General features: G+C 64.0%; 11 protein-coding genes. All 11 read left to right on the plus strand.

Translation table 11 applies throughout. The annotated features are described in order from the left end of the window. The coding region (locus V7E26_RS27110; protein WP_324422278.1) for an ABC transporter ATP-binding protein at positions 1 to 504 on the plus strand (504 nt) is incomplete at its 5' end. 85 nt (positions 505 to 589) lie between these two features. Beyond that, positions 590 to 1,909: an ABC transporter substrate-binding protein gene (locus V7E26_RS27115; RefSeq protein ID WP_324422280.1), complete on the plus strand. Its 1,320-nt coding sequence runs from the start codon at positions 590 to 592 to the stop codon at positions 1,907 to 1,909. Between the two features lie 112 nt (positions 1,910 to 2,021). After that, positions 2,022 to 2,981 carry a carbohydrate ABC transporter permease gene (locus V7E26_RS27120; protein ID WP_324422282.1) on the plus strand — a complete coding sequence of 320 codons (960 nt, stop codon included), beginning with the start codon at positions 2,022 to 2,024 and terminating at the stop codon, positions 2,979 to 2,981. A gap of 81 nt (positions 2,982 to 3,062) precedes the next feature. After that, positions 3,063 to 3,986 (plus strand): carbohydrate ABC transporter permease, encoded by a 924-nt coding sequence (locus V7E26_RS27125; protein ID WP_324422284.1) that lies wholly within the window; start codon positions 3,063 to 3,065, stop codon positions 3,984 to 3,986. Positions 3,987 to 4,091: 105 nt separating this feature from the next. Continuing rightward, the gene (denD, locus tag V7E26_RS27130; protein WP_324422286.1) at positions 4,092 to 5,078 is read left to right on the plus strand and encodes a D-erythronate dehydrogenase; all 987 of its coding nucleotides are present in this window, start codon (positions 4,092 to 4,094) and stop codon (positions 5,076 to 5,078) included. A 33-nt stretch (positions 5,079 to 5,111) separates the two neighbouring features. Next, the gene (locus tag V7E26_RS27135) at positions 5,112 to 6,065 is read left to right on the plus strand and encodes a sugar kinase (protein ID WP_324422288.1); all 954 of its coding nucleotides are present in this window, start codon (positions 5,112 to 5,114) and stop codon (positions 6,063 to 6,065) included. 9 nt (positions 6,066 to 6,074) lie between these two features. After that, positions 6,075 to 6,725, plus strand: coding sequence for a bifunctional 4-hydroxy-2-oxoglutarate aldolase/2-dehydro-3-deoxy-phosphogluconate aldolase (eda, locus tag V7E26_RS27140; protein ID WP_324422290.1), 651 nt, complete (start codon positions 6,075 to 6,077; stop codon positions 6,723 to 6,725). 57 nt (positions 6,726 to 6,782) lie between these two features. Then, positions 6,783 to 7,952, plus strand: coding sequence for an acetyl-CoA acetyltransferase (locus V7E26_RS27145; RefSeq protein WP_324422291.1), 1,170 nt, complete (start codon positions 6,783 to 6,785; stop codon positions 7,950 to 7,952). Between the two features lie 131 nt (positions 7,953 to 8,083). Next, positions 8,084 to 8,299: a hypothetical protein gene (locus V7E26_RS27150; RefSeq protein WP_324422293.1), complete on the plus strand. Its 216-nt coding sequence runs from the start codon at positions 8,084 to 8,086 to the stop codon at positions 8,297 to 8,299. Positions 8,300 to 8,419: 120 nt separating this feature from the next. Continuing rightward, on the plus strand, positions 8,420 to 9,622 hold the full coding sequence (locus V7E26_RS27155) for a CaiB/BaiF CoA transferase family protein (RefSeq protein WP_324422295.1): 1,203 nt from the start codon (positions 8,420 to 8,422) through the stop codon (positions 9,620 to 9,622). Between the two features lie 10 nt (positions 9,623 to 9,632). Beyond that, a partial coding sequence (locus V7E26_RS27160) for an acyl-CoA dehydrogenase family protein (protein ID WP_324422297.1) occupies positions 9,633 to 10,162 on the plus strand: 530 nt, incomplete at its 3' end.

Raw genomic sequence — 10,162 nt, forward strand, 5'->3', positions numbered from 1 at the left:
TACGTCACCCACGACCAGATCGAGGCCATGACCATGGCCGACAAGATCGTGGTCATGCATGACGGCATCGTCGAGCAGATGGGCACCCCGCTCGAACTCTACGACACACCGGCCAACCAGTTCGTTGCGGGCTTCATCGGCTCGCCGGCGATGAATTTCCTCAAGGGCAAGGTGAAGTCGAACGGCAGCGCCATGTTCGAGGGTCCGAACGGCGTCAAGCTGCCGCTGAAATCGGCGCCCGCCAATTCCGAGGGGCAGCCGGCCGTCTACGGCGTGCGGCCCGAACACTTCACAATCGCCGACGACGGCGCCGAGGCCGAAATCGTCGTGGTCGAGCCGACCGGTTCGGAAACCCAGGTCTTCGCCAAGCTCGGCGGGGAGCAGGTGGTTGCCGTGTTCCGTGAGCGGCATCAATTCAGTCCGGGCGACAAGATCCGGCTCAGGCCAGATCCGTCGCTCGTGCATTTGTTCGACGAGACGTCCGGCAAGCGACTGAATGGCTGAAACCCGAAACTCAATCGGGAACGAAGAAGAACACCAGGAACGACGGAAAGGCTCAAAATACAAAAAATATCGGGAGGAAGAACCTATGCACGACTTTACACGTCGCTCGCTTTTGCAGGGCGGCACGGCGCTGGCGGCGGCCGGTGCCCTGACGGGACCCGCGCTGTTCGACTTTGCCAAGGCTTGGGCGCAAACCTCGCCCTGGAAGGCAGAGCCGGGCGCCAAGCTCACGGTGATGCGCTGGAAGCGCTTCGTACCGGCCGAAGACGACGCGTTCAATGCCATGGTGGCCGCATTCAAGGCCGCGACCGGCACCGAGATGAACGTGTTCTCGGAATCGTTCGAGGACGTGCAGCCGAAGGCCTCGGTTGCCGCCAACACCGGCTCGGGCCTCGATCTCGCCTGGGGCCTGCACACGCTGCCGCAGCTCTTCCCGACCAAGGTCCTGAAGATGAACGACGTTGCCGATCACCTCGGCAAGAAGTACGGCGGCTGGACCGACGCTGCGCAGAAGACCTGCATGCTCGGCAATGACTGGCTCGGCATTCCCGTCGCCACCATCGGCGGCTACATGACGTACCGCAAGTCCGCGACCGACAAGGCCGGCTTCAAGGAATTCCCGAAGGACTTTGCGGGCTTCCTCGAAATGAGCAAGGCGTTGAAGAAGAACAACACGCCGGCAGGCTTCGCGCTCGGCCATGCTTCCGGCGACGCCAACGCCTGGCTGCACTGGATCCTCTGGGGCCACAACGCCTGGACCGTCGACAAGGACGACAAGGTCATCATCAACTCGCCGGAGACCGCGAAGGCGCTGGACTACTGCAAGGCGCTCTCCGAGACCTTCATTCCCGGCACGGCGTCGTGGAACGACGGCTCCAACAACAAGGCGTTCCTGGCGGGCGAATTGTTCTGCACCGCGAACGGCATCTCGATCTACGTGGCCGCGAAAGACGATCCGAAGATGAAGGATCTGGCCGAGGACACCTACCACGCGCTGTGGCCGGTCGGGCCGATCGGCAAGCCGACCGAACTGCAACTGGCGGTGCCGATCCTGGCGTTCAACTTCACCAAGTATCCGAACGCGGCGAAGGCTTTCGTCGCCTTCATGCTGGAGAAGGAGAACTACGACAAATGGCTGACCGGCGCGCGGGGCTATCTGACCCACACGCTCAATGCCTATGACGCTGCGCCGGTGTGGACGGCCGATCCGAAGAATGCCGTGTTCGCCGAGGCCTCCAAGCGCGCGTTGCCGGCCTCCGGCATCGGCAAGGTCGGCGAGAAGGCGGCGACCGCGATCGCCGACTTCATCGTGGTCGACATGTTCGCCAACTACTGCACCGGCGCCAAGGATGCCAAGGGCGCCATGGCGGAAGCCGAGCGGCAGTTGAAGCGCATCTATCGCTAAGGTGCGAGCGCGGGCGGCGGCTGGTCCGCCGCCCGTTCGACCGACGTTAGCGGGCATCGTTACAAGCCCGCCAGGATTGGCCCCAAAGGATTGGCCAGAGGAAACCCGGCTCATGGCTGACATCGCACTTTCGCCGGCGAAAGCCAAAACGCAGATCCGCGAGGCGACGTCGTGGGACCAGATCAAGCACAACAAGAACTGGCTCGGTATCTGGTTCATGATGCCGGCGATGGCGTTCCTGATCTTCTTCCTGGCCTATCCGCTCGGGCTCGGCATCTGGCTGTCGTTCACCGACACCAAGATCGGCCGCGTCGGGCAGTTCATCGGCTTCGAGAACTACCTATGGCTGTGGGACGACTCCATCTTCTGGCTGTCGGTGTTCAACACGCTGCTTTACACCTTCGTCGCCAGTGCCATCAAATTCGCCATCGGCCTGTATCTGGCCTTGCTGCTCAACGAGCACATGCCGTTCAAGGCGATGCTGCGCGCCGCCGTGCTGATCCCGTTCATCGTGCCGACGGTGCTGTCGGCGCTGGCCTTCTGGTGGATATTCGACGCGCAATTCTCGATCATTTCCTGGTCGCTGAGACACCTTGGCCTGATCGACCACAACATCAATTTCCTCGGCGACACCACGTGGGCGCGGATCTGCGTGATCTTTGCCAATATCTGGCGCGGCGTGCCGTTCGTCGCGATCACGCTGCTCGCGGGCCTGCAGACCGTGTCGCCCTCGCTCTATGAGGCGGCGACGCTGGACGGCGCATCGCGCTGGCAGATGTTCCGCCACATCACCTATCCCTTGCTGACGCCGATCATCGCGGTCGTGATGACGTTTTCGGTGCTGTTCACCTTCACGGACTTCCAGTTGATCTGGGCGATGACCCGTGGCGGCCCGGTCAACGCGACGCATTTGATGGCCACCTTGTCCTACCAGCGCGCGATCATCGCGGGCCAACTCGGGGAGGGCGCCGCGATCTCCAGCGCCATGATCCCGTTCCTCCTGGCCGCCATCATGGTGTCCTGGTTCGGACTGCAGCGCCGCAAGTGGCAGCAGGGAGAGAACAATGACTGATCTCCGCGCCGCTGATCTTTCTTTGGCGCGAACGGGGCAGGCCCCGCGCGCGCTGCCGCAAGTGGCAGCAGGGAGAGAACAATGACTGATCTCCCGGCAAGCAAGGTCGACCTCAAGACCATCATGGCCACGCCCGCGCGGGTCGATAACAGCGAGGGCATGAGTTATCTGCAGTCGGTGCCGCGCCGGCTGGTGACGCTTTATCTGCCGCTGTCGATCATCGTCTTCATCCTGTTGTTCCCGTTCTACTGGATGGCGCTGACGTCGATCAAACCCGACGAGCAACTGATCGATCTGGAGACCTACAGCCCGTTCTGGACCTGGAATCCGACCTTCAAGCATTTCTACAAGCTGCTGTTCGAGAGCCACTATCCGATGTGGCTGTGGAACACGATGTATGTCGCAGTCGGCGCCACCGTGCTGTCGATTGCAGCCTCGGTGCTCGCCGCCTATGCGATCGTGCGCCTGCGCTACAAGGGCGCCAGCGTCGTCGGCGGCCTGATTTTCCTGGCCTATCTCGTCCCGCCCTCGATCCTGTTCATTCCGCTCGCCACCGTCGTGTTCCAGTACGGCCTGTTCGACTCGCCGCTGGCGCTGATCCTGACCTATCCGACCATCCTCATTCCTTTCTCGACCTGGCTGCTGATGGGCTATTTCAAGACCATCCCGTTCGAGCTGGAGGAGTGCGCGCTGATTGACGGCGCCAGCCGCTGGCAGATCCTGGTCAAGATCGTGCTGCCGCTGGCGATCCCGGGCCTGATCTCGGCGTTCATCTTCTGCTTCACGCTGTGCTGGAACGAGTTCATCTACGCGCTCACCTTCCTGCAATCGACCGCGAACAAGACCGTGCCGGTCGCAATCGTCAACGAGTTCGTCGACGGCGACGTCTACCGCTGGGGCTCGCTGATGGCGGGCGCGCTGGCCGGCTCGCTGCCGCTGGTTATCCTATACGCCTTCTTCGTCGAGCATTATGTGTCGGCGATGACGGGAGCCGTGAAAGAGTAAGCGCTTCAGGCCCGGGTCTGAAACATCATCTCTTGACGCGTCTTCACGCGAACCGGTACCCACTTCGCTTGAAAGAGCCATAGAAGAATAAAAAGGAGACGGGTGTTGCACATTCTAGTTCTCGGTGCCGCCGGCATGGTGGGCCGCAAGCTGACCGAACGGCTGCTGCGCGACGGCCGCCTCGGCAGCCACGAAATCACCCGCATGACCCTGCAGGACGTGGTCGCGCCTACCAAGCCTGCCAATGCCTCGATCCCGATCAGCGTGGTGGCTTCCGATTTTGCCGACCCTGGCGCGGCCGAACCGCTGATCGCGCACCGGCCGGAGGTGATCTTTCATCTTGCCGCGATCGTCTCCGGCGAGGCCGAGGCCGAGTTCGACAAGGGCTACCGGATCAATCTGGACGGCACGCGCTACCTGATCGATGCGATCCGCCACGCCGGCGGCGGCTACAAGCCGCGGCTGGTGTTCACGTCGTCGATTGCGGTGTTCGGCGCGCCGTTCCCGGAAAAGATCGGCGACGAATTCTTCCACACGCCGCTGACGAGCTACGGCACGCAGAAGTCGATCTGCGAACTCCTGATCAACGACTACACCCGCAAGGGCCTGCTCGACGGCATCTCGATCCGCCTGCCGACGATCTGCGTGCGGCCCGGCAAGCCTAACAAGGCGGCGTCCGGCTTCTTCTCCAATATCATTCGCGAGCCGCTGGCGGGCGAAGAGGCGGTGCTGCCGGTCTCCGAAGACGTGCGGCACTGGCACGCCTCGCCGAAATCGGCGGTCGGCTTCCTCGTTCATGCCGGCACCATGGACCTCAATGCGATGGGGCCGCGGCGCAATCTCAGCATGCCCGGCCTGTCGGCGACCGTCGGCGAGCAGATCGCGGCGCTCGACCGAGTAGCCGGCAAGAACGTTACCGCGCGGATCAAGCGGGTGCCCGATCCGACCATCATCGGGATCGTCTCGGGCTGGCCACGCGACTTCGTCACCGACCGCGCGCTCAAGCTCGGCTTCACCACCGCCGAGAAGACCTTCGACGATATCATCCGGATTCATATCGAGGATGAGCTCGGCGGCAAGTTCGTGGCCTGATGTGACTTCACGCCGGTACAGACAGATGCGGTCATGACCAGGGTAGCCTGTGTCGGCGAATGCATGATCGAGCTGAAGCAGGCCCAAGGGACTGGAGCCGGGACCGAGGCCGGCCTGTTCTCGCGCGGCTTTGGCGGTGACACGCTCAACACCGCGGTCTATCTCGCCCGCCTCGGCGTCGGCGTCGATTACATCACCGCGCTCGGCGACGATGCGTTGAGCGACGAGATGATCGCGGGCTGGGCGGCAGAAGGGATCGAGACACAGCTTGTGGCGCGACTGCCGGGAAAATTGCCTGGCCTCTACATGATCCAGACCGACGAGAGAGGCGAGCGGCGCTTCTTCCACTGGCGCGACAGCGCGGCGGCGCGCAGCCTGATGGATCTACCGCAGACGCCGGAGATACTCGATGCGCTGGGTCGCTATGACATCGTCTACCTCTCCGCGATCACGCTCTCGCTCTATGGCGCGGAAGGTAGGACACGGTTGTTTGCGGCGCTCGAGCGCGCGCGTCAAGCCGGCGCACGTTTCGCGTTCGATACCAATTTCCGCGCGCGCGGCTGGCCCGATCTCGACGTCGCCCGCACGGTGTTCCAGCAGGCATTCGCCGCAGCCGATATCGTGCTGGCGTCGACGGAAGATCTGCTTCCGCTCTATCCGGGCGTGAGCAATGAAACCCTGCTGGCGCGGATCCCGGGCACGGAAGTGGTGTTGAAACTGTCTGAGCCGGCGAGCATCGTGCGCCTGGAAGGCGTTCCTTATCCGATCAAGGCCAAGCCGGTGGAGGAGCCCATCGTCGATACGACCGCGGCCGGCGACAGTTTCGCCGCCGCCTATGTGGCCGCGCGCCTGGCGGGCGCCGATCCGATCGAGGCCGCCTGCGCGGGGCATCGCCTGGCTGGCGTTGTGGTATGTCATCCCGGCGCGATCATCCCGCGCGCGGAGATGCCGTCCGGCCTCATCCCGAACCACGCCAATTCTCGTTGAGGCATCGCCATGACCGCAGCCGCAAGGCAGGAACAAGTCGCCGCCATCTTCAGGTCAGCGACCGTGATCCCCGTGCTGACCATCGAACGGCTGGAAGATGCGGTGCCGCTGGCGCGCGCGCTGGTCGCGGGCGGCGTGCGCGTGCTCGAAGTCACCTTGCGAACGCCGGTCGCCGTCGAGGCCGCCAGGGCCATGATCGCGGAGGTGCCCGACGCCATCGTCGGCATCGGCACCATCCTGAACGGCGACGATCTGGCGCGGGCAAGGGCGCTCGGCGCCAAATTCGGCATCAGCCCCGGCGCGACGCCGGAGCTGTTGAGGGCGGCCGCGGCGAGCGACCTGCCATTTGCGCCGGGGATCGCGACCGCCTCCGAACTGATGCAGGCGCTGGCGGCCGGCTTCGATCTCGTCAAATTCTTCCCCGCCGAGCAGGCCGGCGGTATCAAGGCACTTCGGGCGCTGGCGGGGCCGTTCCCGCACATCAGGGTGTGCCCGACCGGCGGCATCGGCGAGGCCAATGCAGCGGCCTGGCTGGCCGAGCCGAACGTGGTCGCGGTCGGCGGCTCCTGGCTCTGCCCGGCGGCGGACATCCGGTCCGGCAACTGGGCCGGCATAACCGCCATGTGCGCGCGGACCCTGAAATCGCTGAAACCGGCGTGAAGTCTGTTTGCTAATGGGTTACAAAGTCTCCCGAAACCGAAACAAGGGAGAACGACCATGACAGCCAGCATCGTGGGATGGGCGCATACGCCATTCGGCAAGTTCGACGCCGAGACCGTCGAGAGCCTCGTGGTGAAGGTTGCGACCGAAGCGCTGGCGGATGCCGGCATTTCCGCTGAAGACGTCGACGAGATCGTGCTCGGGCATTTCAATGCCGGCTTCTCGCAGCAGGATTTCACGGCCTCGCTGGTGCTGCAGGCCGATCCCAGGCTGCGCTTCAAGCCGGCCACCCGGGTCGAGAACGCCTGCGCCACCGGTTCTGCGGCGGTGCATCAGGGCATCCGGGCGATCGCTGCGGGCGCGGCGCGGACCGTGCTGGTGGTCGGCGTCGAACAGATGACGCGGACGCCATCGGCCGAGATCGGCCGTAACCTCCTGAAGGCGTCCTATCTGCCCGAGGATGGCGACACCGTCGGCGGTTTTGCCGGCGTGTTCGGCAAGATCGCGCAGAGCTACTTCCAGAAATATGGCGACCAGTCGGATGCGCTTGCGATGATCGCCGCCAAGAACCACAAGAACGGCGTCGCCAATCCGTATGCGCAGATGCGCAAGGATTTCGGCTACGAGTTCTGCCGCGCCGAGAGCGAGAAGAACCCGTTCGTCGCCGGCCCCCTGAAGCGCACCGACTGCTCGCTGGTGTCTGACGGTGCGGCGGCGCTTGTGCTGATGGATTCGGAGAGCGCGAAGAGCATGGGCAAGGCGGTGAACTTCCGCGCCACCGCGCATGCGCAGGACTTCCTGCCGATGTCCAAGCGCGACATCCTGCAGTTCGAGGGCTGCACGGTGGCCTGGCAGCGCGCGCTGGCGCAGGCCGGCCTGCAGCTTTCCGATCTCTCCTTTGTCGAAACCCACGACTGCTTCACCGTCGCCGAACTGATCGAATACGAAGCGATGGGCCTGACGCCGCGAGGGCAGGGCGCTCGTGCCATCAAGGAAGGCTGGACCCAGAAGGACGGCAAGCTGCCCATCAATCCCTCCGGTGGCCTCAAGTCGAAGGGCCACCCGATCGGCGCCACCGGCGTCTCCATGCATGTGATGACCGCGATGCAGCTCGTTGGCCAGGCCCCCGAAGGCATGCAGCTCAAGAACGCCAGGCTCGGCGGCATCTTCAACATGGGCGGCGCGGCGGTGGCGAACTACGTTTCCGTGCTGGAGCCGGTGAAGTAGCCGCGAAACGTGCTACGGTAGGGGCTGGGCAGAGGCGCGCTTGCGCCGACGCCAGCCGTTTAGTGCCGTCGGACAAGGTTGGTTGGGCACGCCTTGCGTTGCCCATCCCAGAGGCTTCCGGAGCGTGCGTCATGAGCAATGAAAGTTCGCTGTCTTCGTCAGAACTGAACAACCGGATCAGGATACTCGAAGACAATATCCGGCAGCTGATCGAGCAGGCCGCGGCCGCCTCCGGCGAACAGAACGAAGCGCGCATCGCCGACCGTCTCAGCCAGCAGAATGAAGAGCTGGAACGCCTCACCGCGGAGCGCGACATCAGAGCCAAAAACGAGGCCTCGAAGAAGTAGCCGCTGCCGCGCGCATACGGCCATACCCTGGGCGCGCCTTGATCTTCGCAAGGGCCTGCCGTTACTTGGCGGTCACAATTGCAGGCCGGGAATGGCCGCATGGCGGGAGCAGCGCGATCCATGGGACCATTGGCTGATATCAAGGTCATCGACATGACGACCGTGCTGATGGGGCCCTACGCAACCCAGACGCTCGGCGACTACGGCGCCGACGTCATCAAGATCGAATCCCATGATGGCGACGTCACGCGGCAGATTGGGCCGACGCGGCATGCCGGCATGGGACCGGTGTTCCTCAACACCAACCGCAACAAGCGCTCGATCTGCCTCGATCTGAAGAAGCCGGCCGGGCGCGACGTCGTGCTGCGGCTGATCAAATCAGCCGATGTCCTGGTATACAATGTGCGCCCGCAGGCGATGGCACGGCTGAATCTCGGCTACGACGTGGTGTCGGAAATCAATCCGCGCCTGATCTATGCCGGCGTGTTCGGCTTCGGCCAGGACGGACCCTATGCGGCCAAGCCCGCCTATGACGATCTGATCCAGGGCGCGACCGCGCTGCCGGCGTTGATGGCGCAGACCGCCGACGGCGTGCCGCGCTACGTCCCCAACGCGCTGGTCGACCGGATCGTGGGACTGACGGCGGTTGGCGCGATCTGCGCCAGCCTCGTCGATCGCAACCGCACCGGGCGCGGCCAGCGGGTCGACATCCCGATGTTCGAGACCATGGCGGGCTTCGTGATGGGCGACCACATGGGCGGATTGACCTATGAGCCGCCGCTCGACAAGGGCGGCTATGCGCGGCATCTGTCGCCGGACCGCAGGCCGTACAAGACATCCGACGGCTATATCTGCGTGATCGTCTATAACGACAAGCAGTGGCAGAATTTCTTCGACGCCACCGGGCGCGACGATCTTCGCGTCGATCCGAAATTTGCGACTTTCGCCGGCCGCGCCGGCAATATCGATATTGTCTATGCCGAACTCGCGCGCATCCTCGAAACCAGGACCACCGCCGAGTGGATGGCGATCCTGGAAAAGGCGGATGTGCCTGTGATGCCGATGCATGATCTCGAGACCTTGCTCGACGATCCCCACATCGTCGCGACCAATTTCGCCCCCGTGGTCGATCACCCGACCGAGGGGCGCATCCGCAACATGAGGCCCTCGGCGCGGTTTTCCGAGACGCCGGTCGAGACGCAGCGGCTGGCGCCGCGCCTCAGCGAGCACAGCGCGGCAATTTTGCAAGAGGCTGGTCTTACGTCCGATGAGATCGCAGCGCTCGTGCGCGACGGTGTCACCCGGAACGCACCGAATACATAGGACGGGATAGATGGATTTTGCGCTGTCTGCCAACCAGGAATCGATCCGCGACGCGGTCGGCAAGATCTGCTCGCGCTTCGACGATGCCTATTGGCTGAAGAAGGACAAGGAGGGCGGCTATCCCGCCGACTTCCATCGCGCGCTGGCGGATGCCGGCTGGCTCGGCATCTGCATCCCCGAGGAATATGGCGGCTCGGGCCTTGGCATCACCGACGCCGCGATCATGATGCGGACCATCGCGGAATCGGGCGCCGGCATGTCCGGTGCATCGGCCGTGCACATGAACGTGTTCGGGCTCAATCCGGTCGTCGTGTTCGGCACCAAGGAGCAGTGCACGCGCATGTTGCCGCCGATCATCGACGGCCGCGACAAGTCATGTTTTGCGGTGACCGAACCGAACACCGGCCTCAACACCACGCAGTTGAAGACCCGCGCGGTGCGCAAGGGCGACAAATATGTCGTCAACGGCCAGAAGGTCTGGATATCCACCGCGCAGGTCGCCAACAAGATCCTGCTGCTGGCGCGCACCACGCCGCTGGA

The organism is Bradyrhizobium sp., from assembly GCF_036735945.1.
Taxonomy (GTDB): Bacteria; Pseudomonadota; Alphaproteobacteria; order Rhizobiales; family Xanthobacteraceae; genus Bradyrhizobium.

Excerpts from the sequence above, each read along its gene's own strand:
- V7E26_RS27125 (WP_324422284.1), top strand. The coding sequence starts at position 3,063 with ATGACTGATCTCCCGGCAAGCAAGGTCGACCTCAAGACCATCATGGCC.
- V7E26_RS27135 (WP_324422288.1), top strand. The coding sequence starts at position 5,112 with ATGACCAGGGTAGCCTGTGTCGGCGAATGCATGATCGAGCTGAAGCAG.
- V7E26_RS27115 (WP_324422280.1), top strand. The coding sequence starts at position 590 with ATGCACGACTTTACACGTCGCTCGCTTTTGCAGGGCGGCACGGCGCTG.
- V7E26_RS27120 (WP_324422282.1), top strand. The coding sequence starts at position 2,022 with ATGGCTGACATCGCACTTTCGCCGGCGAAAGCCAAAACGCAGATCCGC.
- V7E26_RS27150 (WP_324422293.1), top strand. The coding sequence starts at position 8,084 with ATGAGCAATGAAAGTTCGCTGTCTTCGTCAGAACTGAACAACCGGATC.
- eda (WP_324422290.1), top strand. The coding sequence starts at position 6,075 with ATGACCGCAGCCGCAAGGCAGGAACAAGTCGCCGCCATCTTCAGGTCA.
- V7E26_RS27145 (WP_324422291.1), top strand. The coding sequence starts at position 6,783 with ATGACAGCCAGCATCGTGGGATGGGCGCATACGCCATTCGGCAAGTTC.
- V7E26_RS27155 (WP_324422295.1), top strand. The coding sequence starts at position 8,420 with ATGGGACCATTGGCTGATATCAAGGTCATCGACATGACGACCGTGCTG.